28 protein-coding genes are annotated in these 24,834 nt (G+C 42.2%); 8 read left to right on the top strand and 20 right to left on the bottom strand.

What is annotated here, in order from left to right; translation table 11 throughout:
- Positions 1 to 36: 36 nt before the first annotated feature.
- The 4 genes from map to CWM22_03105 form a co-directional block, all read right to left on the bottom strand.
- Positions 37 to 897, bottom strand: a complete 861-nt coding sequence (gene map, locus CWM22_03120) for a methionine aminopeptidase (GenBank protein AUC90972.1) — start codon at positions 895 to 897, stop codon at positions 37 to 39.
- Complete coding sequence (locus CWM22_03115) at positions 894 to 1,466, bottom strand: N-acetyltransferase (protein AUC90971.1); 573 nt, start codon at positions 1,464 to 1,466, stop codon at positions 894 to 896. Before CWM22_03115 ends, map begins: the two co-directional genes overlap by 4 nt.
- 94 nt (positions 1,467 to 1,560) lie before the next feature.
- Positions 1,561 to 2,820 (bottom strand): UDP-N-acetylglucosamine 1-carboxyvinyltransferase, encoded by a 1,260-nt coding sequence (locus CWM22_03110; protein ID AUC90970.1) that lies wholly within the window; start codon positions 2,818 to 2,820, stop codon positions 1,561 to 1,563.
- Between the two features lie 130 nt (positions 2,821 to 2,950).
- Complete coding sequence (locus CWM22_03105; GenBank protein ID AUC90969.1) at positions 2,951 to 4,150, bottom strand: methionine adenosyltransferase; 1,200 nt, start codon at positions 4,148 to 4,150, stop codon at positions 2,951 to 2,953.
- A gap of 513 nt (positions 4,151 to 4,663) precedes the next feature.
- Here CWM22_03105 and CWM22_03100 point away from each other — a divergent pair.
- Complete coding sequence (locus CWM22_03100) at positions 4,664 to 4,771, top strand: hypothetical protein (protein AUC90968.1); 108 nt, start codon at positions 4,664 to 4,666, stop codon at positions 4,769 to 4,771.
- 140 nt (positions 4,772 to 4,911) lie between these two features.
- Here the strand turns inward: CWM22_03100 and CWM22_03095 are convergent, their stop codons facing one another.
- From CWM22_03095 to CWM22_03085, 3 genes are read right to left on the bottom strand one after another with little or no spacing between them, the layout of a single operon-like run.
- Positions 4,912 to 5,379, bottom strand: coding sequence for a deoxycytidylate deaminase (locus tag CWM22_03095; protein ID AUC90967.1), 468 nt, complete (start codon positions 5,377 to 5,379; stop codon positions 4,912 to 4,914).
- An 18-nt stretch (positions 5,380 to 5,397) separates the two neighbouring features.
- Complete coding sequence (locus CWM22_03090) at positions 5,398 to 6,078, bottom strand: hypothetical protein (GenBank protein ID AUC92828.1); 681 nt, start codon at positions 6,076 to 6,078, stop codon at positions 5,398 to 5,400.
- A gap of 58 nt (positions 6,079 to 6,136) precedes the next feature.
- Positions 6,137 to 7,171, bottom strand: coding sequence for a peptidase M42 (locus CWM22_03085; GenBank protein ID AUC90966.1), 1,035 nt, complete (start codon positions 7,169 to 7,171; stop codon positions 6,137 to 6,139).
- 64 nt (positions 7,172 to 7,235) lie between these two features.
- Between CWM22_03085 and CWM22_03080 the strand changes: the two genes are divergently transcribed.
- Positions 7,236 to 8,192: a bifunctional biotin--[acetyl-CoA-carboxylase] synthetase/biotin operon repressor gene (locus tag CWM22_03080; GenBank protein ID AUC90965.1), complete on the top strand. Its 957-nt coding sequence runs from the start codon at positions 7,236 to 7,238 to the stop codon at positions 8,190 to 8,192.
- On the opposite strand, the gene CWM22_03075 is transcribed toward CWM22_03080, so the two are convergent.
- The 7 genes from CWM22_03075 to CWM22_03045 all read right to left on the bottom strand — a co-directional run bounded on the left by CWM22_03075 (position 8,158) and on the right by CWM22_03045 (position 14,369).
- Complete coding sequence (locus CWM22_03075; GenBank protein ID AUC90964.1) at positions 8,158 to 8,346, bottom strand: DUF3272 domain-containing protein; 189 nt, start codon at positions 8,344 to 8,346, stop codon at positions 8,158 to 8,160. The genes CWM22_03080 and CWM22_03075 overlap by 35 nt on opposite strands.
- 272 nt (positions 8,347 to 8,618) lie before the next feature.
- Positions 8,619 to 10,286: a DNA polymerase III subunit gamma/tau gene (locus tag CWM22_03070; protein AUC90963.1), complete on the bottom strand. Its 1,668-nt coding sequence runs from the start codon at positions 10,284 to 10,286 to the stop codon at positions 8,619 to 8,621.
- Positions 10,286 to 10,783, bottom strand: a complete 498-nt coding sequence (locus tag CWM22_03065) for a GAF domain-containing protein (protein ID AUC90962.1) — start codon at positions 10,781 to 10,783, stop codon at positions 10,286 to 10,288. Before CWM22_03065 ends, CWM22_03070 begins: the two co-directional genes overlap by 1 nt.
- 97 nt (positions 10,784 to 10,880) lie before the next feature.
- Positions 10,881 to 12,665 carry a hypothetical protein gene (locus tag CWM22_03060; GenBank protein AUC90961.1) on the bottom strand — a complete coding sequence of 595 codons (1,785 nt, stop codon included), beginning with the start codon at positions 12,663 to 12,665 and terminating at the stop codon, positions 10,881 to 10,883.
- Between the two features lie 176 nt (positions 12,666 to 12,841).
- A complete protein-coding gene (locus tag CWM22_03055; GenBank protein AUC90960.1) occupies positions 12,842 to 13,111 on the bottom strand; it encodes a DUF1294 domain-containing protein in 270 nt (89 codons plus the stop codon).
- Between the two features lie 87 nt (positions 13,112 to 13,198).
- A complete protein-coding gene (locus tag CWM22_03050; protein AUC90959.1) occupies positions 13,199 to 13,738 on the bottom strand; it encodes a PadR family transcriptional regulator in 540 nt (179 codons plus the stop codon).
- 1 nt (position 13,739) lies between these two features.
- The gene (locus tag CWM22_03045; GenBank protein ID AUC90958.1) at positions 13,740 to 14,369 is read right to left on the bottom strand and encodes a uridine kinase; all 630 of its coding nucleotides are present in this window, start codon (positions 14,367 to 14,369) and stop codon (positions 13,740 to 13,742) included.
- Positions 14,370 to 14,452: 83 nt separating this feature from the next.
- Between CWM22_03045 and CWM22_03040 the strand changes: the two genes are divergently transcribed.
- A complete protein-coding gene (locus CWM22_03040) occupies positions 14,453 to 15,439 on the top strand; it encodes a gfo/Idh/MocA family oxidoreductase (GenBank protein ID AUC90957.1) in 987 nt (328 codons plus the stop codon).
- Positions 15,429 to 16,511, top strand: a complete 1,083-nt coding sequence (locus tag CWM22_03035) for an ATP-dependent helicase (GenBank protein AUC90956.1) — start codon at positions 15,429 to 15,431, stop codon at positions 16,509 to 16,511. Before CWM22_03040 ends, CWM22_03035 begins: the two co-directional genes overlap by 11 nt.
- A gap of 66 nt (positions 16,512 to 16,577) precedes the next feature.
- Here CWM22_03035 and CWM22_03030 read toward each other — a convergent pair whose 3' ends face one another.
- From CWM22_03030 to CWM22_03020, 3 genes are all read right to left on the bottom strand, one after another.
- Positions 16,578 to 17,975, bottom strand: coding sequence for a peptidoglycan GlcNAc deacetylase (locus CWM22_03030; GenBank protein ID AUC90955.1), 1,398 nt, complete (start codon positions 17,973 to 17,975; stop codon positions 16,578 to 16,580).
- A gap of 289 nt (positions 17,976 to 18,264) precedes the next feature.
- Positions 18,265 to 18,648, bottom strand: a complete 384-nt coding sequence (locus CWM22_03025; protein AUC90954.1) for a lactoylglutathione lyase — start codon at positions 18,646 to 18,648, stop codon at positions 18,265 to 18,267.
- Positions 18,649 to 18,753: 105 nt separating this feature from the next.
- A complete protein-coding gene (locus CWM22_03020; protein ID AUC90953.1) occupies positions 18,754 to 19,446 on the bottom strand; it encodes a phosphoglycerate mutase in 693 nt (230 codons plus the stop codon).
- Positions 19,447 to 19,671: 225 nt separating this feature from the next.
- On the opposite strand from CWM22_03020, the gene CWM22_03015 reads away from it, so the two are divergent.
- From CWM22_03015 to CWM22_03000, 4 genes are all read left to right on the top strand, one after another.
- Entirely contained in the window at positions 19,672 to 20,856 is a 1,185-nt protein-coding gene (locus tag CWM22_03015) for an acetyl-CoA C-acyltransferase (GenBank protein ID AUC90952.1), read from the top strand.
- A gap of 28 nt (positions 20,857 to 20,884) precedes the next feature.
- Entirely contained in the window at positions 20,885 to 22,039 is a 1,155-nt protein-coding gene (locus tag CWM22_03010) for a hydroxymethylglutaryl-CoA synthase (protein ID AUC90951.1), read from the top strand.
- A gap of 61 nt (positions 22,040 to 22,100) precedes the next feature.
- Positions 22,101 to 23,387, top strand: coding sequence for a hydroxymethylglutaryl-CoA reductase, degradative (locus tag CWM22_03005; protein AUC90950.1), 1,287 nt, complete (start codon positions 22,101 to 22,103; stop codon positions 23,385 to 23,387).
- Positions 23,357 to 23,584 carry a hypothetical protein gene (locus CWM22_03000; protein ID AUC90949.1) on the top strand — a complete coding sequence of 76 codons (228 nt, stop codon included), beginning with the start codon at positions 23,357 to 23,359 and terminating at the stop codon, positions 23,582 to 23,584. Before CWM22_03005 ends, CWM22_03000 begins: the two co-directional genes overlap by 31 nt.
- Here CWM22_03000 and CWM22_02995 read toward each other — a convergent pair.
- From CWM22_02995 to CWM22_02985, 3 genes are all read right to left on the bottom strand, one after another.
- On the bottom strand, positions 23,527 to 23,994 hold the full coding sequence (locus CWM22_02995; protein AUC90948.1) for an N-acetyltransferase: 468 nt from the start codon (positions 23,992 to 23,994) through the stop codon (positions 23,527 to 23,529). The genes CWM22_03000 and CWM22_02995 overlap by 58 nt on opposite strands.
- Before the next feature lie 122 nt (positions 23,995 to 24,116).
- Entirely contained in the window at positions 24,117 to 24,296 is a 180-nt protein-coding gene (locus CWM22_02990; GenBank protein AUC90947.1) for a hypothetical protein, read from the bottom strand.
- 197 nt (positions 24,297 to 24,493) lie between these two features.
- Positions 24,494 to 24,769 carry an HU family DNA-binding protein gene (locus CWM22_02985; GenBank protein ID AUC90946.1) on the bottom strand — a complete coding sequence of 92 codons (276 nt, stop codon included), beginning with the start codon at positions 24,767 to 24,769 and terminating at the stop codon, positions 24,494 to 24,496.
- Positions 24,770 to 24,834: the final 65 nt, after the last annotated feature.

The raw sequence follows: 24,834 nt of genomic DNA, 5'->3' as shown, positions 1-24,834 counted from the left end.
TCCTCATTCATCTATTATTCACGACCTCGCCGAGAATTAATAGGTCCCTTCTTCACCTTGACTGGTCAAAATAACCGGTCCATCTTTGGTGATGACAAATTGGTGTTCGTATTGACAAGACAAACCACCATCAAGTGTTTTGTGAGCCCAACCAGTCTTCATATCCGTATCAATTTCCCAAGTCCCTGTATTAATCATAGGCTCGATAGTCAAAACCATGCCTTCACGCAAGCGAAGACCTCGACCTTTAGTTCCATAATGAGGAACCATCGGCTCTTCGTGGAAGGTTGGTCCAACGCCGTGCCCTACCAAGTCACGAACAACACCGTAGCCAAGACCTTCCGCATATTCTTGAATAGCAGCACCGATATCGCCGATACGATTGCCAACAACTGCTTGCTCGATACCGCGGTACAAACATTCCTTAGTCACGTCCATCAAGTTTTGAACTTCCTCAGAGACCTGACCAACCGCATAAGCCCAGCAGGAATCCGCACAACCACCACGATAGGTTTGAGTGATTTTCTTCATAGCCTTGACATCATTGAAGTTTAGCTTAGAAACATCAACTACCGCTTTATCCAAAGGCTCGCTCAAAACCATATCGACCTTCAGTAAATCACCTTCTTTAAGTTTGTAATGACGCGGAAAAGCATGAGCGACCTCATCATTCAATCCACAACAAGTCGCATAAGGATAATCCATCAATTCTCCATCAACACCAATTTGGAGTGGCAAAACATTCTTTTCCTTACACGTTTTACGGACATATTCCTCTACTTCCCACATGTCCACACCTGGCTTGATAATCTCTCGCAAACCAATATGAATACCAGCCAGAACATCTCCAGCACGTTTCATTGCATCAATTTCTCGTTGTGATTTAATAGTAATCATTCATTCTCCTCATATATTTCTAAACTAAATTCAGCTCTCTTCAAGCTAAATTTTAGATAATTTCTTGTTTTATGGCTATAGCGGTCACTTCCGCGATACTGCGCAACCTGTACCAAACCAGCTTTTTTCGCCACCATCTGACTGGCCACATTTTCCTCATGAGTGACAATAACTAGCTCCCTCAGACCAAACTCATAAAAAGCTAGATAGACTAAAGTCCTCACTGCTTCCGTCATCAAGCCTCTTCTCCAGTAGTCTTTTTTTAGGAAATAGCTGAGCTCCGCAGAAAGTTGACGTTCATCTACCTTTTCAAAGCAAAGCGCACCAATCATCCTCTCCGAATACTTATCAACTAAGGCCCAGTTTCCCAATGGTGAACGCATAAATTTTTCAACCATTGTCGAAAAAGCAATATTTCTGTCCTCCAAAGCTGGAAAGATAAACGGAAGATTTTCGGGATTTGATACAATTTCATAGAAACTTTCTCCATCTTCAAAAGAAAATGGTCGTAAATACAAACGGTCCGTTTCAAAGTAAGCAAACTTCGCTAGTCTTGTCCAAAGTGTCATAGTGTACCCAAGGGGCTGAGAATTACTCCCAGCCCCAGATTGTTTTGTTTTTAAATCGATTACGTTTTGAGAAAGTAGTTCTCAATTAGACTCTCTAATCCTCAATCAATTGAATATCTGCACCTAATTCTGTCAGCTTATCAACAATATTTGAGTAACCACGTAGAATAAACTCAATGTTTGTAATTTCTGTACGCCCTTGAGCCATTAAACCAGCAATAACCATTGCGGCTCCCGCACGCAAATCAGTAGCTTTAACAGATGTACCAGTCAGTTGATTTGGACCTTCAAAGGCAATATGGTTGTTACGAGTAGAGATTTTTGCTCCAAGATTTGCAAGCTCCTGCACATGACCAACACGTTTTTCATAAATCGTATCAACAATCGTACCAGTCCCTTCTGCCTTAAGCAGTAAAGGTGTAATGGGTTGCTGCAAGTCTGTCGCAAAACCTGGATAAGGTGAAGTTTTGATATTCACTGCCTTTAATGTTTCTTGCTTTTCAACAAAAATACTATCTTCAGAAATGGTCATGCGAACACCCATTTCTTCCAACTTAGCGATGTAACTCTCTAAGTGTTCATAAAGGACATTATCGATACGAATACCTTCACCAACAGCAGCAGCAAGAGCAATATAAGTCCCTGCTTCAATACGGTCTGGAATCACTTGATGACGTGTTCCTTTTAGACTGTCTACGCCTTCAATGGTGATAATATCTGTACCCGCACCACGGATACGTGCCCCCATATTATTAAGCAAAGTTGCCACGTCAATAATTTCAGGTTCACGCGCCGCATTTTCAATAACTGTACGGCCTTCTGCTTTGACAGCTGCTAAGATAGTATTAATTGTCGCACCGACGCTGACAACATCCATGAAGATATGTGCCCCTTGAATACGCTGACCATTAGTTGCCAAGCGCATATATTCACCTTCATAGGTTGTTTTCGCACCCATGGCTGCGAATGCTTTCAAGTGCAAATCAATTGGACGCGGACCCAAATCACAACCACCTGGCAAGCCAACAACAGCTTGACCAAAGCGACCAAGGAGGGAACCGTAAAAATAGTAGGATGCACGCAAGCTATTAATTTTACCAAATGGCATAGGCATGTCTTTTACACCACGAGGGTCAATCTCCAAGCTTTCACCATCACGCTTGACCGTCGCGCCCATTGTTTCCATAATATCAACTAAGCTATCTACATCCGAGATTGCAGGCACTCCGTCCAGAGTAACAATCCCATCTGCAAGAATAATGGCCGGAATAAGAGCAACAACTGAGTTTTTGGCACCACTAACGGTAACCGACCCTTTCAGTGTTTTTCCACCATTAATTACAATTTTTCTCATACTAGCATTCACTTTCTTAATTTGCCTAAAAAGGCATACGTTTCATTTTACCACAATGGGTGGTAAAATGCTAGTTATTTGATATATAAAAAAACAGGAGGCAAGTCTGTCTCCTGTTTTGAAAATATTCCTAGTTGATCTTTTGTAGTACTGCTTGTAAAGCATCTACTTTGTCCAAGCGTTCCCATGGCAAGTCAATATCCGTACGTCCCATGTGACCATAGGCTGCAGTTTGCTTGTAAATCGGACGTTTGAGGTCCAACATTTGAATAATACCAGCTGGGCGTAAATCGAAAATCTGACGAACAGCTGCTTCTAATTTGCTTTCCGCTACTGTGCTCGTACCAAAGGTATCGATGCGAACTGAAACTGGTTGAGCAACACCGATAGCATAGGCCAATTGAACTTCCGCCTTTTTAGCCAAACCAGCTGCTACGATATTTTTAGCGATGTAACGTGCCGCATAAGATGCAGAACGGTCCACTTTGGTCGCATCCTTACCAGAGAAAGCACCGCCACCATGACGAGAATAACCACCATAGGTATCCACAATAATCTTACGACCTGTCAAACCAGAGTCCCCTTGAGGTCCACCAATGACAAAGCGACCAGTTGGGTTGATAAAGTAGTTGGTTTGGTCATCCAGATAATGAGCTGGAATGATTTCCTTGATCACACGTTCAATGACATCCTGACGAATTTGCTCCTGGCTAACTTCTGGATCATGCTGGGTCGAAATAACGACTGTATCCACACGAACAGGTCGGTTGTCTTCATCGTATTCAACTGTTACCTGTGACTTAGCATCTGGACGGAGATAAGCAATTTCACCTGATTTTCTCAACTCGGCCAAACGACGCACCAATTTGTGACTAAGTGAAATTGGCAAGGGCATAAGTTCAGGCGTTTCATCTACTGCAAAACCAAACATGAGCCCCTGGTCACCTGCACCAATCAAATCCAATGGATCTTGACTAGCATCTTGACGAGTTTCCAAAGCTTCATTGACACCTTGGGCAATATCTGGCGATTGCTCTACAAGTGACGGATGAACCCCAACCAACTCAGCTGAAAAACCATACTCACCTTTTGTATAGCCAATCTCCGCAATCGTATCACGTACCACACGGTTAATATCCACATAGGCAGTGGTTGAAATCTCTCCAAACACATGAACACTACCTGTATAAACAGCCGTCTCTGCTGCTACGTGCGCATCTGGATCCTCTGCTAAAATAGCATCCAAAATGGCATCTGAAATCTGGTCAGCAATCTTATCCGGATGTCCTTCCGATACTGACTCAGACGTAAACAACTTACGTTCTGACATAAAAATGTCCCCCTTATAATAGAATATATGCTAGAAACCTAGCGGGTTACTAAGGTTACAAAGAACTAGTCGAAGACTAGTTCTTTGCGAAAGACTTTTGTCTTGAGCAAAGGGAAATCCTATTTGCGAAAGACACCTGTCTTGAGCAAAGGAAAATTTCCAGATACTCAACGAGAAAGACAATACCAGACTGTATGAAATCAGCCCTATTTGAAGAAAATAGTGACTGAAGTGTAGTAAAGTTTTTACGCTTACTATTCAATGTTACCAGCTTCTTTAATTGTGTTTCAAGTGTTTTTGCAAATATTAACTAGTCTATAAACTACCTTTTCGGGACTTAATAACGTTTCTAGTATAGCATAGATTGACCGACTATCCTAGCATTTTCTTAAAAATAAAGAGGAGGCTGGGTAAAAAGCCCAGGACCACTACTCAGAGTTCGTGTCAACATCTCAGCGCAGTGGTTGATTGGGTTTAACAGTCCAGTGGACTGTTAAAGGTTGGAGATAAGATTTGCGAAGCAAATCTCAGCAATTCGTGTTTTACACTCCAAATCTGACCATTACGACTGATGCGAACAGAGTTCGCTTCATTTCCAACCTCCAACAGTCACTACTCTGACTGTTGGAGCTATGCGGGGGTGGGAGTGAAACAGTCTGGGGATAGACTGTTTCAACTCAACAACTTAAAACGAAAAATTGTTGACGAACTCTTCTATGAATGGTCGAGTTCTTTCCCACTCCCACTCTTCTACAAAATCATTAGATAAATTCGGCATCTGCAATTGCCTGTTTAACCACCTCTAGAGGCAAATGAACCAACTCACAGCCCTTTTCTTTATACAAGTACTGAGCATAGTCATCCATGCGGTATTCATTGATATAGACAACCCGCTTACAACCAACCTGTAACAATTGCTTAGAGCAGTTGAGACATGGGAAATGGGTCACATAGGCAGTAAAACCTTTTGGAATTCCCCGCTCCGCTCCTTGTAAAATGGCATTGACTTCCGCATGCAAGGTTCTAGCGCAATGACCATCAATCATAAGGCGTTCCTGATCCAAACAATGTTCGGTTCCTGAAACAGAACCATTGTAGCCTGTTGCGATAACCTTATTGTCCTTAACCAAAACCGCACCGACCTTTGCTCTCTTACAGGTCGCCCGATTGGCAATCAAAAGCGCCTGAGCCGCAAAATACTCATCCCAAGCTAAACGATTTGTTGACATGATTTCTCCTTTCTCCACTCAATCCACCATCCCATAAATCTCTGCCAAGTCCTGGGCTGTGACAATACCAACAAGATCCTCTGGCGAATGAAGCTTCCCACTCGCCTGACGACTGACTAGGATAGTTGTGCGCTTACGCCCCTCAAAATGATTAATTACCTGATAAAGATGGGCTATTATTGGTAGAACAATTACCTGAATACTATCTTCCTCACAAGCTAGTACGTCTTCAAGACTAGCCTCCACCAATTTTTCACGTATAGAGCCCGTTTCCTTGCTTGCCTTGGCCAACCAATTTGTCAATCCCTTGTCAGAAACCAGACCTTGATAAACCTTGTCAGAAAAAATAGGAAACTTAGAAAAATGCTCTTGCTCCACAATTTCTAAAGCCTTTATCAATTTGTCCTTGGCCTCAAAAATAACCGGCTTAATTTTCTGGGTCTTTTGCAAATAGTCGGCAATGGTAATCGGTTCTTGGTACTGGGCTATCACTTTTTCCAAAACAGTGATCAATTCCTGCGAAGGTTGGGCTACTTCCTTCAAACCTGTTCGTTTCTCATGAACCATGAGATTACGCAACTGACGAGCCACATAGAGTTTATCCCAGTTCGCCTCAACGGGATTATGTCGCGTCAATTCCTTTGCCTTGGTCAACATAGAGCCTACATCTGCATATTCCCCATCCGCAACACCGCACACCTTACGCAAGACCTTATCCAAGTCATTGAATAACTCTAAAAAACGGGTTTCATTCATCTTAATCTACCATTGCTGATTTCAAATAGGCATCTACCATCCGCTCAGTCGCAACTACAGAATCCAAATGCGTCCGCTCGTAGGAATGGCTAGACTCAATACCAGCCCCCAATAGGGCATGCTTAACATCTGCACCTGCTCGCATAGCTGCCGAAGCATCGGAACCATAGTACGGATAAATATCCAGCTTGTAAGGAATTCCATCTCTTTCAGCCAAGGCTACCAAGTGCTGACGAAGTTCATAATGGTAGGGACCTGATCCGTCCTTGACACAGATAGAAACTGTGTACTCGTCAGTCTGCTGGTCATCTCCCATTGCCCCCATATCAACTGCCAAATATTCAACCACCTGAGCAGGAATGTTGGAGTTGGCACCGTAGCCAATCTCTTCATTGTTTGAAAAATAGAAATGTGTCGTATAAGGCAGAGTAATCCCCTCTTCTTTATATACCTTCAATAGATGAAGTAAGATAGCTGCGGATACCTTATCATCCAAGTGACGACTCTTGATAAAGCCAGTTTCTGTCACGACGGTACGAGGATCAAAGGAGATAAAATCTCCGACTTCAATACCCAAGGCCCGCGTCTCGTCCGCATTGGTCACTTTTTCGTCCAAACGAATTTCCATATTGGTCTGGTTCCGCTCGGCTGTGCTGGCATCTCGGTAGACATGGACAGAGGTCTGGTGCATGAGAATAGTACCTGTGAAAGTCTTGCCATTTTTAGCGCAATGAATCAAACAATTTTCTCCCTCAATAGAAGGGTATCCAAATCCTCCCACCAAATCCATTTTGAGTCGGCCATCCGGTTTCACTGCACGAACCATGGCCCCCAGTGTGTCCAGGTGAGCAGTCACCATGCGGTGTTCCTGGTCATTTTCCCCCGGAACTGTCACCAAAACACCACCTTTAGCGGTCTTACTAGCAACATAGCCGAAACTTTCAACCTCTGCCTTGATGTAATTCATAATATCCGTCGTAAAACCAGTTGGTGACGGAGTGCTGGTCAATGTAACAATGTAATCAAGTGTCTTCATGAAAACCTCCTTATTTGAAACTATTATATCACGTTTTAGGTGAATTTTTTGCTATAATGAAGACATGAAAACCTACCAGAAGATTTATTTACTATTAAAAGAAAAAGACGACTACATGAGCGGAGAAGATTTGGCTCAGGAATTGGGTATTTCTCGGACTTCAGTTTGGAAAGCCATTCGCCAGTTAGAAACGCATGGTTTAACTATTGAGGCTGCCCGTAATCGTGGTTACAAATTGGCCGATGGGGATTTGCTACTGCCAGACTTGATTGCAGAGGAACTCCAACTGCCTGTCTACCTGAAAGCTGACAGCGACTCCACCCAACTAGATGCCAAACAAGGTATTGAATCAGGTCATACTAGTCCTGCCCTATATCTAGCTCCCTATCAGAATAAAGCCAAGGGACGATTTGGGAGACCCTTTTATGCCTCCAAGTCCGGTGGCATTTATATGTCGCTTCGTCTCTCTCCCAATGTTCCATTTCTAGAATTTAAGCCCTACACCATTTTAGCTGCAGCTGCTGTTGTCAAGGCCATTCAATCCCTTTGCGACTTGGACGTCCAAATCAAGTGGGTCAATGACATCTATCTCGGACACAAAAAGGTCGCTGGCATCCTCACTGAGGCTATCTCTTCTATGGAAAACCAACGGGTAACCGATGTCATTATCGGTGTCGGCATCAATGTCCGCATAGACGATTTCCCTAAGGAATTACAACAATCTGCAGGAAATCTTTTCGAGGAACAACCACCATTTACCCGCAATCAACTCATTACTGCCATCTGGAAAGCCTTCTTAGAAACCGATGAGAAGGAACTAATTGCCCTTTACAAAGAAAAATCACTTGTCGTTGGCCAACAAGTGAGCTTTGTAGAAAATCAAGTTGAATTTAAGGGTACAGCCATCGCTGTTACTGATACAGGAAATCTGGTCATCCAGTTAGACAATGGCAAAGCAAAAATTATCTCCAGCGGAGAAATCAGCCTTACTTCTTGGTCTGCTTCTCCACCAAACGAATAAATTTAGTCACCTTGTAAGCAAAATGAAGATTCCGATAGGCGATAAAGGCGTAGATACCTGCAATCAAGAAATCTCCTGTCAAAATCGATGCATTCATAAAATAAACAGCTAAAATAGTTGTAATGGCTAAAAAAAGAAATTGTGGAAGTTTCATAAAATAGATTATACCAAAAATTCAGTCAACTGGCTGAATTTTTATATGCTTTCTTGATAGGTTTCGATTCTTTTCTAAACAAGAAAACACCAATCTAATTGGTGCTTTCTTAAGGAGATATGAAAAATATTTAGGATTGAATATAGTATAAAATATCTATCAAAACTATTCGAGGCTGGGCAAAAAGCCCAGGCTCACTTCTCAGAGTTCGCGTCAACATCTCAGCGCAGTGGTTGATTGGCAGATTTGTTCGTGTTTTGCACTCCCATTTTCTAATCATTTCTAATCTCAACTGTATCTGCGAGAAAGCCAAATTCTTCTGGGACTGGACTGGCTTCTTTTTCGATTTCCTGTGTCTTTTGCCCTTTTGCTTTCGCCGAAAATTCAGCACGAATACTTACCCAATCTTCCTGAGCAATAGCTAAAATCTGTGGGGAAAAACCAGCTGCCTTGCTGAGAATATTTCCAAACATGGTATTGAGATTGTCACGCTTCATCGTCTGTTCAGCATTAAGCGGAGAATCAAAGGCTAGAATCGCATGATTTTCATTGGCAGCAACTGGTTGAGAACCAACCAACAAGGCTCGCTCTGCTCCTGACAGACTCTCGATAATTTCTCCCCAAGCATTCTGCAAGCGAGTCAAATTTTCACGCGCCAAGGTTGGATTTTCCATAGCTTCCTGCAAAATTGCATGAACCTTGCTGGTATCCAATCGGTACTTCTTCGGAGCCTGTGGCTTGCGTGAAACTGGCTTAACAGCAATTTGTTGACTAGATAATTGACCTAGTTGTTTCTGTAAATCCGCAACTTGTTGTTGCAGACTGGCTAGTTGACCCAGTAAATCAGCTGGCAGCTCTGCCATTGCCCCCGAAGGAGAACTATCTTCAGCCAAACGAATGGTCATCATTTCAGCGTAAATCTTCGGCTGAGGACTGGACTTGATGTCCGCCAACCCCCTGGTCACCATCTCTATCATGGTAAAAATCCGTGCCTGCTCAAGAGCTAGATTTTCTGAAAAACCTGTTGTTAAATGCGTATCCTCACCACCCGTCTGCACGATAAGGACATCTCTCAAATAGTGCAAAAGATCTGTCGCAAAACGGCTCATACTCTTTCCTTGGTCAAACAAGGTTTGTAGATGCTGGAGAGCTGTGACACTATCCCCTTGACGCAAACTTGCCACATAGTCATCCAAGGCACGCAAGCTGATAGACCCCGTAATTTCCTCAGCAATTTCTAAGGTCACTTGCTGGTCCTGACTAAGGCTGAGAGCCTGATCCAAAATGGATAGGGCATCCCGCATCCCCCCTTCTGCCCGACGCGCAATGATCGTCAGAGCCTGCTCGTCAAAGATTAGCCCTTCCTTGGTCAAAATTGCAGCCAAGTGCTCCTGAATGTCCGTCACCTTAATGGACTTAAATTCAAATCGTTGCACCCTTGACAGAATGGTAGCAGGAATCTTGTGCAATTCCGTCGTTGCTAGAATAAAGACCACATTTTCAGTCGGCTCTTCCAAGGTCTTCAAGAGGGCGTTGAAGGCACCAGTAGACAGCATGTGGACCTCGTCGATGATATAGACCTTATAGGTCGCAAGACTAGGTGCATAGGTCGATTTATCACGAATGTCACGGATTTCATCCACACCATTGTTGGAAGCAGCATCAATCTCAATCACATCTTCCAGGCTACCTTCCGTAATAGCTTGACAGATATAACAATCGTTACAAGGCTCGCCTCCAACCTGATTAGGACAGTTCATGGCCTTGGCAAAAATCTTAGCTGCCGATGTCTTACCCGTACCACGAGGACCTGAAAAGAGATAGGCATGACTGATTTTCCCCTGTTCAATGGCCTGTTTGAGTGTGGTCGCAACCACCTCCTGCCCCACCATCTCCCCAAAGGTCTGGCTTCGGTACTTCCTATATAAAGCTTGGTACATTAGCGTTTTTCTCCAAACATAGCAAAATTCCAGTCCGTCTTCTCAATCAAGAGAGTAACGAACTTTTCTAGATAGTCTTGGTCAATCGTATCATAATCAGCTACTAATCTCGAATCCAAGTCCAAAACGCCCAAAAGCTGGTCGTTTTTCACCATGGGCACCACGATTTCTGACAGGGCTGTCGCATCGCAGGAAATATAGTTATCATGTAGACGAACATCGTCTACGAGAATAGTCTGGCGCTTAGCTGCAGCCTCACCGCAGATACCTTTTCCAAGTGCAATATGAACACAGGAAACGCCACCCTGAAAAGGCCCCAAAATCAATTCACTACCATCATACAAGTAAAATCCTGTAAAGACAGAGTTTGGTAGAGCTTGATTGAGCAAAGCAGAAGCATTTGATAGATTGGCTAAAGCATTGGTTTCACCTTCTAAAAGAGCCTCCAATTGGGCTAATAATAATTGATAAGTTGAGATTTTTTCTTGTTTCATCATAGAAACATTATAGCATAGAAAGACGGAGCATGACAGTAGGTATTGTTAGAAACCAGCAAAAAACGAGATCTTTCAATCTCGTTTAAAGGATTCTTGCTTAAAATGACTTGCGTTGGCGTCTTTTCACGGCCAGACCTGCTAGTCCCAGTAAGCCCAGACCTGTCAAGCGTAGGACGGAGCTGACTTCACCAGTAGCTGGTAAAGTTTTTGCCTGTGACTGACTAGCTGGTGCAGGTTTGTCAGTTGACTGTTTGCTTTGGCTTGCTGGTGCCGCAGGCTCCTTATCTCCCTGTTTGGTTGCTTGTTTTTCTGATGCTGACTGACCAGTTGGACTTGCAGTTGGTCTTTCAACCAACTTCTCAACTGGTTGTTCAGTTGGTTTTTCAACTAACTGTTCGGCCGGTTTTTCAGTTGGAGTTTCAGCCGGAGTTTCAATTGGTTTCTCTGTTGGTGTTGTACCCTCTTCTATGTAATAGAAGTAGTATTCCTTGTTAGGTCTTGCCTTAGCTCCTTCGTAAGTAACTGTTTGTCTTTCGTGAGCTACTCTTGATGTCCAACCTTCAAATGTGAGGGGTTCTAGAACAACACTCTCCCCTGGTTTGAGTGTATACTCAATTTCTTTTAACACATCAACTTTTTGACCAGGCTCAATTTGTTCCTCAGTATAGACAGCCTTAATCGTGATCGATTGATCTACTGGAACTGTCGGAATTGCCTTTGATGCAGCAATGTTAGCCATTGCTTTTTCAAGTTTTTGAGTAATTTCTTTATGGTAAGCGATTTGATGATCCCAGTATTCAGGAGTCCAACCAATAGCATTGATAATATCTTGATCTGTCAATACTCGACCTACTGGTTCGTTAAATAAATTTTCAACTAAAATTAACTCTAATTGTAAAGTAGTTAAATCCTCTGATTGAGTAATCTGATTAAACTTAGCTTCATCCTCTGTCAGGCGGATAATATGGTCTACTCCCAACTCTTTCTTATAGACTTCAAAAGCTTTCAAGACAGTGGTATGGAAGGTATCAAAAACTTTCTGATACTCCACACGTTGTTCAGGTCTAATTAATGAGTCAATAGAAGGAGCTTTGTCATAGTATACCTTAACAGTCTTATTGGCAACTAGTCTGAAAGTACCACCTTTCCCATACGTCCATGAGTCAAAGCCCTCAGTCTTACCTACTCTATAACCTGATATTACCGGAAAGTCAAAGCTTACCTCAGTTCCTTCAACTCCACTCTGCTGAATGGTTTGGAGAACTTGACCGTCTTGATCTACTAATTGGATAGTATAGTTTACTGTATTCGTATCAGTAGAGTTAGTATCACCCGCAGGTTCTGGCTGTTCCACTGGGTTTTCAGCTGGTTTGTCTGTCGGAGTTTCAACCGATTCTGATACCGGGACTAAATCTGCCATTGCTTGCTTCAAGACTGGGATAGAATTCTCAACATAAATATATCCAAACATATAGGTTGCATTTAACTCATTTAATGTTTGGTGACTATCAACCCCATCTAAGCTCAATGAAGAAAAGGTTAAATCATCATTGTAAGCAGTAGCAATACTTTGTGCTCCAAGATAAATCCGAACATCGCCATCATAGTTCTTATTCCACGATTCTTCCGTATAGTCCGCTGGATTAAGAGCTTTTATCTGACCGACTAGATCACGGTAACTCTGGATCATGGTCTTGATTTCAATCTTTCTGGCTTCCAAAGCTGGATCTGCCTGTTCTGTTGCATAAACCTTGGTCAAACCAAAATCTGCCAACCCCACCGGCTCAACCAACCCTCCCAAAACAGTGACCGCTGCTAATCCAACTCCTAGCTTGGTCCACTTATGAAGTTGTTTCTTGCTAGAACTTCTTTTGATTTTCATACTAAAAACCTCCATTTATATAAAACTTTTATGCCAAAAGGCACGCTTACCAGTATACTAAAAAAAAAAAAAAAAACAAGCTGTCAAGCAATTATGCGCTTAATATTCAAATATTCGGTTCTTTCATGGTTTTCAGTCGATTTTTCATATTTTCGGAAAAAGAAAAAGGCTTTCGCCTATTTCCACATCCAGTACATAATCACTGCATCAATCAATACCCCTATAGTCCAGGCTAGTTGAAAATACTTTTTCTGTGTCTTATGCCGAAAATGGGTTCCACCTGCCCAGGCCCCCAACCCGCCACCAAAATAGGACATGAGTAATAAGGTCTTTTCTGAAATCCGATAGGCGTTCTTTCTTGCCTTCCCTTTATCCATACCATAGGTAATGAAGACAAGTAAATTCCACACTACTAGCGCCATACTAACCATCTGTTTGATTGACATACATTCCTCCAATTTAGTCACATTTCTTCTTACTCTAACATAATCCAAAACAGGACACAAGAAAAAACGATTCGGAAATCCGAATCGTTACATTTCTGCCAGTGTATCCTCTAACCATTTGAGCTGGGCACGGTTGCGTTCAATAGACCGTGTCAAAATCAAATAGTGTCCATAATTGTCTTGGATACTTTCCTTGGTTGAGAACAGCTCAACTTTACGACTGTCTAGGTGTTTTAAGTGCTTGGTGACTAGTTCAATTTGACTCTGCAACAAACCAGGAATCCGTGGGTCATCCTTTTCACGGATAAAAAACATCTTGATTGAAAACAAGTCTTTTTGCTGAGGCGTTTCTTCATTTGGAATGGATAGCCATTCGTCTAAAATCTGACGACCAGTAGCCGTCATCGCATACTGCTTTTCCTTTTCATTTCCAGGTACTGCATGACAAGTAATCAATTCTTCCTTGGTCATACGTTTTAATTCTGGATAGACTTGGCTATGGGCAACCTGCCAAAATTCGCCTAAATCACGTTGAACATATTCGGTAATCTGTTTGCCAGTTACCATTTGACCGCTAGCACCCATAATCCCTAATATAATATGAGGTAATATTCTTTGCTTCGGCATCTTAACCACGCTCTCTTAATATACTCTCCACCTTGGTGTTAATCAAGTCGATGGCTACAACGTTGCTGACGCCTTCAGGAATGACGATATCTGCATAGCGCTTGGTTGGCTCGATAAACTGGTGATACATTGGTTTCACCACCGAGGTGTACTGCTCAATGATACTATCTAAGCTACGGCCACGCTCTTCCATGTCTCTCTTAATGCGGCGAATGATACGAATATCGTCATCAGTATCGACGAATATCTTAATATCCATTAAATCCCGCAACCGTTTGTCTTCCAATACTAAAATACCTTCCACAATAAATACATCTTGTGGTTCCTGACGATAGGTCTTCTCTGAACGTGTGTGCTGAGTGTAATCATAAATCGGAATATCCACTGAACGTCCTGCTAATAGCTCACTGATATGATAAATCATCAAATCCGTATCAAAAGCCAGTGGATGGTCATAATTGGTCAATATCCGTTCTTCAAAGGTTAGGTGTGACTGATTCTTATAGTAAGAATCGTGTTCAATCATTGATATGCGAGCATTTGGGAAATTATCCAGAATGGCACGCGACACACTTGTCTTGCCACCCCCAGATCCGCCGGTTACGCCAATAATAATGGGTTTCTGAGTCATCATCATCTCCTTCTATTTTCAATACTATTTTACCATGAAACATGGTATAATGGAAAGGATAACACATAAAGAAATGAGAATTTATGCTAAATTTTGGTATTATTGGTACCTCAGACATCAGTCACAAGTTCATTTCCTCCGCTCATTTGAGTAAATATCTTCAATTATCAGCGATATTTTCAAGAAAACTGGAAACAGCTATGTCATTTTCAACAAATTACGAAAATGTAAAATTATACACAGAATGGATAAAATTCCTTTCTGCACCGATTGACTTGGTCTATATTGCCAGTCCAAATGCCCTGCATTTTGAACATGCAAAAGCTGTTCTCAAGGCCGGCAAACACGCTATCGTTGAAAAGCCTATGGTGTCCACACCTCAAGAATTGGCCCAACTTCGTCAGATTGCCAAGGAAAATGGTGTCTTCCTATTTGAAGCTGCCCGCAATTACCACGAGGAAGCCATCGCTATTATTAGGGACTTCTTGAAGGATAAGACTGTTTTTGGGGCCAACTTCTCCTATGCCAAATACTCTTCCAAAATGCCTGACCTCTTGGCAGGACAGACCCCAAATATCTTTTCAACTGATTTTTCAGGCGGAGCCTTAATGGATCTGGGTATCTATACCCTCTATACTGCCATTGGCCTCTTTGGCAGACCAAATGCAGCCCGATACACTGCTCAACAACTCCCTTCATCCATTGATTTGAATGGGACTGGGCAACTGACTTATAATGATTTTCTAGTAAGTATTCAGGCTGGAAAAAATATCACTAGCAATCTACCAAGCGAAATATATACCAGTGAGGGAACTCTCACCCTCAACGCCTGCCAGCATATCAGCTCTGCTATTTTCACAAAACATGATGGTAGCCAAGTAGTCCTACCTATCCGAGCTCAGGAAGATGCTATGCTGGAAGAGGTACAAGCCATTGCCCAAGCTATACAGACAGGCAATCACGACCTAGCCAATGAATGGCTGGATGTGGCAGAAAGCGTCCATCAAACACTTTACACCATGCGTCAAGACGCAGGAATAATCTTTAAGGCGGATAACAATGAAATCTAAATTTCCCTCCAGCTGGACGGACCAGCTTACCCTACTTGGCTTTGAGGACTTTACTCCTATCCAAGTCCAGGCCTTTGAGCCTATTGCAAACGGCAAGTCCCTTCTAGCTATCAGCCCAACAGGTACAGGAAAAACCCTTGCCTACCTCTGGCCTAGTCTATTAGCCCTAACTCCTAAAAAAGCTCAACAATTGCTCATCCTCGCACCAAATACAGAGCTGGCTGGTCAAATATTTGATGTTTGTAAGACTTGGTCGGAAACAATTGGGCTGACTGCTCAACTATTCTTGTCTGGTTCCAGTCAAAAACGCCAGATTGAGCGACTAAAAAAAGGACCAGAAATCCTGATTGGAACACCTGGTCGTATTTTCGAGTTGATTAAATTGAAAAAAATCAAGATGATGAATGTCAATACCATCGTCCTAGATGAGTTTGATCAGCTATTCTCCGATTCTCAATATCAGTTTGTTGAAAAGATTATCAACTATGTACCTCGTGACCACCAGTTAATCTACATGAGTGCAACAGCTAAATTTGACCGTCAAAAAATTGCTGAGGACATTGAAAGCATTGATTTATCTGAGCAGAAATTGGATAATATCCAACATTGCTATATGATGGTAGATAAGCGTGACCGTTTGGAAACTCTACGTAAGTTCGCCAATATCCCTGATTTTCGTGCTCTTGCATTTTTTAACAGCCTATCAGACCTTGGTGCAAGCGAAGATAAACTACTCTATAATGGTGTGAATGCAGTTTCATTGGCTTCTGATGTCAACGTAAAATTCCGCAAGGTCATCATCGAACGTTTCAAGAATCACGAACTCAATCTTCTACTTGCTACAGATATGGTCGCACGCGGTATTGATATTGATAACTTAGAATGTGTCCTCAACTTTGAAGTTCCTTTTGACCAAGAAGCCTACACTCATCGTTCTGGACGTACTGGACGCATGGGCAAGGAAGGTCTTGTCATCACCCTAGTATCTAGTCCTAGCGAACTAAAACAATTGAAAAAGTATGCCTCCGTCCAAGAAGTCATTCTCAAGAATCAAGAGCTCTACAAAATATAATGAACAATATGCAAAAGGCTTAGAACCAGTGTTTCTACTAACATGATTCTAAGCCTTTTATCATTCTTACTGGGCTGGACCAGATAATTCTTGTGAATAATAGATTAATTGAGGATTGAGAGGACTGGCGAGTAAGTCTGTTACAGTGACCATATTGTAGCCCTCGCCTGTTAAATATTGCAATACAGACTCGAGGCTATCAACTGTTGTCTGATGAATATCATGCATTAGGATAATACTTCCTGGACAAGTCTGTTCTTTTATTTCTTTCAAAATGGCTTGTGGATCGCGACTCTTCCAATCTTTAGAATCGACCGACCAATAAATCGATGGAAGTCCCATCTGATTGACAACAGCCTGGTTAACCGAACCATAAGGAGGGCGAACCATTGTTGGTACAATACCTGTAGCTTCAGTAATAGCTGCCTGTGTATCTTGAATTTCTCTCTGTACTTGCTCCCCAGAAATAGTGACTAGATTGGGATGATTCCACGTATGATTGGCGATGACGTGCCCTTCCGCTACCATTCTACGGAGAATAGCTTCATTCCCAGCTACAGCCTTACCAACAACAAAGAAAGTTGCTTTGGCATTATATTTTTTCAGTAAATCTAAAACTACCGGTGTTGTGTTCGGATTTGGTCCATCATCAAAGGTTAGAGCGACCTGTCTCAAATGTTTCTTATCCACAACTTGTGCAGCCATATACTCATCATAGCCAACCTTATCAGCATCTACTAGATAATCACTCTTCACTACTGGGTACAAATCTGAAATTGGTAGAACCAACTGGTTGATGCCGTAACCATCTGGTAATTGTAAGGTTAATTGGCTGTCTCCATAACTAAAGGAAATCGCATTTAAGTCTAGTGTTTCAAATTTTTTGACAATCGCTTCTACATCAGTCTCTTTCATTCCTTGAGCAAGTAAGGCTTCTCTTAGATGATCAACAATGATACTTGCTGCAGAGGATAAATTAGGTAATAAATCTTCCAGGGTAAACAATTCATTGTCCTGCGTCAACAACACACGCTCAGACGGGAGTTTATCCTGCTTTTTAATTTGCAAGTTGTCTACTTTATAGTGCTCCGCTTGAATTTCACGAGCTGTTACATTTTTAAAATTTGTTTTTCCCTCTATTGATGAAACAAAGACCAGTTTTTGAATTTTTCCTGCTGGTTTTTTATGACCAAAGCGTCTTTGAACATAGGAAATCATTCGACTTTCTACAGGTCCTAAGACATGACCTGCATCATCTGTAGGTAAGGCAGCCACAACATGGGTCGTATCAATATTTCCCTCTTGAATTTTGCCCTTGCCTTTAGCGAGGATGGTTTGTTGTTTTTCCTCGATAAACTGACTAACCTGTCTTTCTTGAAGTCCTGCAAATAACCATACAGCCAAACTTACCATTATGCCGAGCAAGGCGATGTTGATTCCCAACCAAAAACTAACTTTTTTCATCTCCAGCCTCCCATTCAAAACATATATAAACTATGCTAAATCATTTAAAGGCTCTTGTCAAGACAGTTCTATAAAAACTCATAAAAAGATTAGGTAATACTCTTCAAAAATCAAAATTATCCATTGTCAAGAGCCTTGATGAACTCCAGTTCTATCTTCGGCTTCGTTTCCTGGGCTACTTTTGATTTTCATTGAGTATAAATAATTGATTTGCTTTCTAATTCCCTCCCTTCTGCCATTTCTGATTTTTTTTGAAAAGAAAAAGACTGCCTAGGCAATCTTTTCTAAATTAATCTGCACGAATGACTTCCACACGGTAGCCATCTGGATCTGTCACAAAATAATAACGACCTGGACTTCCTGGCAAGCCCTTGATGTCTGTCGTTGGATAGCCCAGCTCCTTATGCTTAGCATTATCACCTTCTAAATCATCTGAAGAAAGAGCTAGATGCGAGAAACCGTCGCCTACGATATAGGGACCATGATCATAATTGTAGGTCAATTCAATCTCAAAGTCATCTCCTTCAAGTGCTAAGTAAACCAAGGTAAACTTGTGCTCTGGATAGTCCTTGCGACGGGTTTCTTTAAAGCCAAACCCTTCTTCATAGAACTTTTGCGATGCTTCTAAATTCTCAACACGCAAACAAGCGTGCAACATTTTTTTACTTGCCATAATAAATTCCTCCTACCATTTAATACCACCAGTATACCATACTCTCTATGAAAAATCCGATATTCAAAACTAAAAAAGCCTGAGCGAACTCAGGCCTTAAATGAATTATGCTTCCAAGTAGTACTCTTTCACAATGTTCAAGTTTTCATCCAATTCGAATACAAGTGGTGGGAAGTTTGGAATTTCCACATCCATGATTTCGTCATCAGACAATTGTTTGATGTGTTTTACAAGGGCACGGATTGAGTTACCGTGTGCACCTACGAATACATTTTTACCGTCTTTCAATGCTGGAGCAATTTTATCTTCCCAGAATGGAAGGGCACGCTCAAGCGTTACTTTCAAGTTTTCTGCATCTGGAATAACTGAATCATCAAGGTGTGCATAGCGACGGTCAGTGTGTGCTGAATACTTATGATCTTTAGCCATTTCTGGTGGCAAAGTATCATAAGAACGACGCCAGATGTGAACTTGCTCATCACCAAATTCAGCAGCTGCTTCAGCTTTGTTCAAGCCAGTCAAACCACCGTAGTGACGTTCGTTCAAACGCCATGATTTTTCAACTGGTACCCACAATTGATCTGCAGCTTCAAGAGCCAAGTTTGTAGTCTTGATAGCACGTTTCAATACAGATGTGAAAGCAAGGTCAAATTCGATACCTGCTTCTTTGATCAATTTACCTGCATCGATTGCTTGTTGTGTACCTTTTTCAGACAAATCAACATCAGCCCAACCAGTGAAAAGGTTAGCTTTGTTCCATTCAGACTCACCATGGCGAGCAAAAACCAATTTTACCATTTATGGATTCTCCTTTAAATTTTGAGGTTTCCCTCTTATACTTCTCTATTTTACACGAAAAGGTAAAAAAATGCCAGCCTTTCCACAATCTGTGTACGCTTTCATTACTCTTTCATGTAAATTCAGTCTCTAGACCTATCTTTCTTCTTAGAAAAAATACAAAATAATGGTATAATAGTAAGGCTGAACACGACAGTTCAAAACGATACCACTATAGGAGTTATCATGAAAAAAGTAGCTATCGTGTCTGCCTATCGTTCTGCTATCGGCAGCTTCGGAGGCAGTCTGAAAGATATTGAAATCGCTGATTTAGGGGCGCAAGTCCTCGAAACAGCCTTAGCTAATAAAAACATCCCTGCAGACAGCGTTGATGAAGTTATCTTCGGAAATGTTCTTTCAGCAGGACAAGGACAAAATATTGCACGTCAAATTGCTATTCGTGCAGGCATTCCTCAGACAGCCTCTGCCTATGTAGTCAATAAAGTCTGTGGTTCCGGTCTCAAATCAGTCCTTCTTGCCACACAATCAATCCTTCTCGGTGACAATGATGTAGTTGTGGCTGGGGGCATTGAAATCATGAGCCAGGCACCTTATCTATCTAAAACTAGCCGGTTTGGTAGTAAATTTGGTCATATTACTCTAGAAGATTCTATGCTGACAGACGGTCTAACAGATGCTTTCAACAACTATCACATGGGCATTACTGCAGAAAATGTTGCTGAACACTATCAAGTCAGTCGCGCAGAGCAAGATGCTTTTACATACAGTAGCCAAGAGAAGGCTGCGAAAGCTATTGCTGAGGGAAGATTTGTTGACGAAATTGTTCCTATTAGATTAAAAAATCGGAAAGGCGAAACTATTTTTGCCACAGATGAGTACCCTCGTCTGACGCCAATTGAAAAATTGTCAACACTTCGGCCATCTTTTAAAAAGGATGGAACCGTCACCGCAGCCAATGCTTCTGGCATCAACGACGGCTGTGCTGTCTTGGTACTCATGTCTGATGAAAAAGCCAGTGAGCTAAATATCCAGCCACTCGCCTATATTGAGGCATACGCAACAAGCGGTTTAGATCCCGCATTGATGGGGCTTGGACCTATTACTGCTAGCCAAAAAGCGCTACAAAAACTGAATAAAACAGTCGAGGATATCGATCTATTCGAACTCAACGAGGCATTTGCAGCCCAATCAATTCCAGTTGTCAAACAACTCGGCATTGATCCTGCAAAAGTCAATGTCAATGGTGGTGCTATCGCCCTTGGACATCCAATCGGAGCTAGTGGTAGTCGAATCCTAGTCACTCTGATTCACGAATTAATCAAGCAAGAAAAAGAGCTTGGTCTTTGCTCACTTTGTATCGGAGGCGGTCAAGGCATCTCCCTAATCGTTTCCAATGCGCAAACAAGTTAACCTATCATTTGTACACAAAGGATATATTATGAACATCGGTATTGATAAAATCGGATTTGCGGCACCCGATTATGTTTTAGATTTGGCTGATTTAGCCCAAGCCCGCAATGTGGACCCAAATAAATTTAAGATTGGTCTTCTTCAGTCTGAAATGGCTGTAGCTCCTGTCACTCAAGATATTATCAGTCTTGGGGCAAAGGCTGCCGAAGCCATTCTGACAGAAGAAGATAAACAAACCATTGACATGGTTATTGTCGGCACAGAATCTAGCGTAGATCAAAGTAAGGCTGCTGCCGTAACCATTCATGGATTACTCGGTATTCAGCCCTTCGCTCGCTCCATCGAGATGAAGGAGGCTTGTTACGGTGCAACGGCTGGACTAAGTCTTGCCAAAAGCCATATCGCTCAATTCCCAGAATCAAAAGTCCTAGTCATTGCTAGTGATATTGCAAAATATGGAGTCGCTTCTGGCGGTGAACCTACCCAAGGTGCTGGTGCAGTTGCCATGTTAGTAACCGCAAACCCACGAATTTTGGTCCTCAACAATGATAATGTCTGCCAGACACGTGACATCTACGACTTCTGGCGTCCCAACTACGACAAATATCCACGTGTTGATGGTAAATTTTCAACTGAACAGTACACCGATTGCTTGACGACAACTTTCGACTACTATCAACAAAAAACAGGCAAAACCCTCAACGATTTTGCTGCCATGTGCTTGCATATCCCTTTCTCCAAACAAGGTCTTAAAGGACTGCAAGCTATTGCTCAGGATGAAGAAACTCTTAGTCGCTTGACAGAACGTTTCCAGGAAGCTATCGTCTATAATAAAGTCGTCGGCAACATCTACACTGGCTCTATCTTCCTCTCTCTTCTTTCCCTTTTGGAAAATAGCAGAGCGTTAGAGACAGGGGATCAAATCCTCTTTTATAGCTATGGTAGCGGCGCTGTCTGTGAAATTTTCAGCGGTCAACTCGTTGAAGGTTATCGCGACCACTTACAAGAAAATCGTTTAGAACAACTCAATCAGCGTACAAAACTCAGCGTTAAGGAATACGAACAAGTCTTCTTTGAAGAAATTACACTTGATGAAACTTGTTCATCCCTTGACCTACCAGAAGACCAAAGTCCCTTTGCCCTTATCAAAGTGGATAATCACAAACGTATCTATCGTAAATAAAAGCCAAAACGGCGCCCTTTGGCTCTCACCAAGGGGCGCTTTCCTATAGAAAGAGGAACCTATGTCAACTTTTTCCGGATTTTATAAAAAATCACGCCAAGAGCGCATTGATATTCTCCGTCAGAATCGTTCCCTATCCGAAGATAGCTTAGACATTCTATACAAAGACGAAAACCTGCCAGAAGCAATTGCGGGAAAGATGGCAGAAAATCATCTAGGAACGTTTTCCTTACCTTTTTCTGTACTTCCAGAACTTCTAGTGGATGGACAAACTTACTCTGTACCGATGGTTACTGAAGAACCTTCTGTGGTTGCAGCTGCATCTTTCGGAGCCAAAATCATCGCTAAATCTGGCGGTTTTACAACGACTATTCACAACCGTATCATGATTGGACAAGTTGCTCTCTACGATATTTCGGACCATAGCAGAGCGACCCAGGCGATTCTTGACCAGAAGGAGAGTATTTTAGAAACTGCCAATCAAGCGCACCCTTCCATTGTCAAACGAGGGGGCGGTGCAAGAGAATTGACTGTTGAGAGTAAGGATGAGTTTTTGATTGTCTATCTTCAGGTTGATGTACAAGAAGCCATGGGAGCCAATATCCTCAATAACATGTTAGAAGCTGTTAAGGATGACTTAGAAGAGCTCAGCAAGGGACAGGCTTTGATGGGAATCCTCTCCAACTATGCAACAGAGTCACTGATCACCGCCCAATGCCATATTGCCATCTCTAGTCTGGCTACCAGCTCTGCCATTGCTCAAGAAACTGCTCAAAAAATAGCCCTGGCAAGCAAACTGGCGCAAGTGGACCCTTATCGTGCTGCGACACATAACAAAGGGATTTTTAATGGTATAGATGCTGTCGTTATCGCTACAGGAAATGACTGGCGGGCAGTCGAAGCCGGAGCCCATGCTTATGCCAGCCGTGATGGGCAATACAAGGGGCTTTCTACTTGGTCCATTGATGGCGAGCACTTGGTCGGCTCCATCACCCTACCTCTTCCGATTGCCTCCGTCGGTGGCTCTATCGGCCTCAATCCAAAGGTAACAGTCGCTTTTGACCTTCTCCAACAACCAAAGGCACGCCAATTAGCTTCTATCATCGCTTCTGTCGGTCTCTGTCAGAACTTTGCTGCCCTGCGTGCTCTTGTTACTTCAGGGATTCAGGCTGGTCACATGAAGCTCCACGCAAAATCCCTAGCGCTACTTGCTGGCGCCGAGGAGCATGAAGTAGATCAACTAGCCCAACTCCTGCGGAAAGAAAAGCACAGCAACCTAGAAACTGCTCAAAACTTATTAGCAAAAATGAGAGAACATTGGGAGTGGGAAAGAACTCGACCAAGATAAAAAGAGTTCGTCTTCCCACCCCCGCACAGTTGATTAGGCCAGATTTGGAGTGCAAAACACGAACAAATCTGCCAATCAACCACTGCGCTGAGATGTTGACACGAACTCTGAGTAGTGGTCCTGGGCTTTTTGCCCAGCCTCACTCTATTATTTGCTCCATACGGAACTTTTGTGGTTTCATTCCTTGGCGTTCATAAAAACGGACAGCTCCTGCATTGTCAGCCCATACATCCAAGGTAAGATTGTGGCAACCCTGCTCCTTAGCATAGGAAAGAGCAAATTCATAAAGCTGCTCGCCAATTCTTTGACCACGCGCAGAATTGGCTACACACAAATCATCAATAAACAAGGTTTTAACTGGTTCTAAAACATCGCCTGTTGCGGTAGATAATTCACAAAAAAGATGCCCAACCACTTGTCCCTCTAACTCAAAGACAAAAATAGGCTTATCTGGATTTTCCAAAAGTGCTACTAATTCAGCCTCAGAAAATTTTTGACCTGCGCTTTTAAAAATATCTGGTCGTGCCTGGTGGTGCACCTGTAAAATATCTTGAAGCAATTCATTTAATATCGGAATGTCAGATTGTCTAGCTTTACGGATTGTCATAAAAAATCTCCCCTTTTTTATTTTTTCTATTATAGCACATGTTTATTTTTTAACAAAATAGGTCTACAGACCGATGAAGAATCTGAAAATTCGAGTATACTATAGGTGTATCCTAAAATTTTTCATAAATCTCCTAAAAAATCAGCTGCCCAAGGCTGGTTTTTTGTTGTCTTAAAACGAGAATGTGTAGTGTAGAAAATTACTAATACTCTTCGAAAATCAAAATTATCCGTTGTCAACTTGCCTTGATAAACTCCAGTTCTATCTTCGGCTTCGTTTCCTAGGCTACTTTTGATTTTCATTGAGTATAAAGTTTTGCCCCTTATTTGCCGCTTAAACAAGAAAAAAGCCTACTGCACGACGTAGAAACGTTGATACAATAGGCTTTTTAATGCTTAGCCTCGCTCTTTTGTTTTTAAGCGAGGGATAAAACAGTCTATCCCCAGTTTTGCTCTCCCGTTTTCAAGCAAAAGATAAAAAGGTCCACTGGACCTTTTTATTATTTAACAGCGTCTTTAAGAGCTTTACCAGCTTTGAATGCTGGAACTTTTGAAGCTGCGATTTTGATTTCTGCACCTGTTTGAGGGTTGCGACCTGTACGTGCTGAACGCTCACGAACTTCAAAGTTACCGAAACCGATCAATTGTACTTTTTCACCAGCTGCAAGGTAGTCTGCTACTGCTCCGAATACTGCTTCAACAGCTGCTGCTGAGTCTTTTTTAGTCAATGAAGTCGCTTCTGCAACTTTTGCAATCAAATCTTGTTTATTAGCCATTTGCTAAGTCCTCCAATAATTTTCTGAGTTATTACTCACTTCTATATAGTACCTAATTTTAGGCG

Origin of the sequence: Streptococcus suis (assembly GCA_002831545.1) — a bacterium.
GTDB lineage: Bacteria > Bacillota > Bacilli > Lactobacillales > Streptococcaceae > Streptococcus > Streptococcus suis_P.
This window is presented reverse-complemented; position numbering and strand designations above follow the sequence as displayed.

Excerpts from the sequence above, each read along its gene's own strand:
- map (AUC90972.1), bottom strand. The coding sequence starts at position 897 with ATGATTACTATTAAATCACAACGAGAAATTGATGCAATGAAACGTGCT.
- CWM22_03115 (AUC90971.1), bottom strand. The coding sequence starts at position 1,466 with ATGACACTTTGGACAAGACTAGCGAAGTTTGCTTACTTTGAAACGGAC.
- CWM22_03110 (AUC90970.1), bottom strand. The coding sequence starts at position 2,820 with ATGAGAAAAATTGTAATTAATGGTGGAAAAACACTGAAAGGGTCGGTT.
- CWM22_03105 (AUC90969.1), bottom strand. The coding sequence starts at position 4,150 with ATGTCAGAACGTAAGTTGTTTACGTCTGAGTCAGTATCGGAAGGACAT.
- CWM22_03095 (AUC90967.1), bottom strand. The coding sequence starts at position 5,379 with ATGTCAACAAATCGTTTAGCTTGGGATGAGTATTTTGCGGCTCAGGCG.
- CWM22_03085 (AUC90966.1), bottom strand. The coding sequence starts at position 7,171 with ATGAAGACACTTGATTACATTGTTACATTGACCAGCACTCCGTCACCA.
- CWM22_03080 (AUC90965.1), top strand. The coding sequence starts at position 7,236 with ATGAAAACCTACCAGAAGATTTATTTACTATTAAAAGAAAAAGACGAC.
- CWM22_03075 (AUC90964.1), bottom strand. The coding sequence starts at position 8,346 with ATGAAACTTCCACAATTTCTTTTTTTAGCCATTACAACTATTTTAGCT.
- CWM22_03070 (AUC90963.1), bottom strand. The coding sequence starts at position 10,286 with ATGTACCAAGCTTTATATAGGAAGTACCGAAGCCAGACCTTTGGGGAG.
- CWM22_03065 (AUC90962.1), bottom strand. The coding sequence starts at position 10,783 with ATGATGAAACAAGAAAAAATCTCAACTTATCAATTATTATTAGCCCAA.
- CWM22_03060 (AUC90961.1), bottom strand. The coding sequence starts at position 12,665 with ATGAAAATCAAAAGAAGTTCTAGCAAGAAACAACTTCATAAGTGGACC.
- CWM22_03055 (AUC90960.1), bottom strand. The coding sequence starts at position 13,111 with ATGTCAATCAAACAGATGGTTAGTATGGCGCTAGTAGTGTGGAATTTA.
- CWM22_03050 (AUC90959.1), bottom strand. The coding sequence starts at position 13,738 with ATGCCGAAGCAAAGAATATTACCTCATATTATATTAGGGATTATGGGT.
- CWM22_03045 (AUC90958.1), bottom strand. The coding sequence starts at position 14,369 with ATGACTCAGAAACCCATTATTATTGGCGTAACCGGCGGATCTGGGGGT.
- CWM22_03040 (AUC90957.1), top strand. The coding sequence starts at position 14,453 with ATGCTAAATTTTGGTATTATTGGTACCTCAGACATCAGTCACAAGTTC.
- CWM22_03035 (AUC90956.1), top strand. The coding sequence starts at position 15,429 with ATGAAATCTAAATTTCCCTCCAGCTGGACGGACCAGCTTACCCTACTT.
- CWM22_03030 (AUC90955.1), bottom strand. The coding sequence starts at position 17,975 with ATGAAAAAAGTTAGTTTTTGGTTGGGAATCAACATCGCCTTGCTCGGC.
- CWM22_03025 (AUC90954.1), bottom strand. The coding sequence starts at position 18,648 with ATGGCAAGTAAAAAAATGTTGCACGCTTGTTTGCGTGTTGAGAATTTA.
- CWM22_03020 (AUC90953.1), bottom strand. The coding sequence starts at position 19,446 with ATGGTAAAATTGGTTTTTGCTCGCCATGGTGAGTCTGAATGGAACAAA.
- CWM22_03015 (AUC90952.1), top strand. The coding sequence starts at position 19,672 with ATGAAAAAAGTAGCTATCGTGTCTGCCTATCGTTCTGCTATCGGCAGC.
- CWM22_03010 (AUC90951.1), top strand. The coding sequence starts at position 20,885 with ATGAACATCGGTATTGATAAAATCGGATTTGCGGCACCCGATTATGTT.
- CWM22_03005 (AUC90950.1), top strand. The coding sequence starts at position 22,101 with ATGTCAACTTTTTCCGGATTTTATAAAAAATCACGCCAAGAGCGCATT.
- CWM22_02995 (AUC90948.1), bottom strand. The coding sequence starts at position 23,994 with ATGACAATCCGTAAAGCTAGACAATCTGACATTCCGATATTAAATGAA.
- CWM22_02990 (AUC90947.1), bottom strand. The coding sequence starts at position 24,296 with ATGAAAATCAAAAGTAGCCTAGGAAACGAAGCCGAAGATAGAACTGGA.
- CWM22_02985 (AUC90946.1), bottom strand. The coding sequence starts at position 24,769 with ATGGCTAATAAACAAGATTTGATTGCAAAAGTTGCAGAAGCGACTTCA.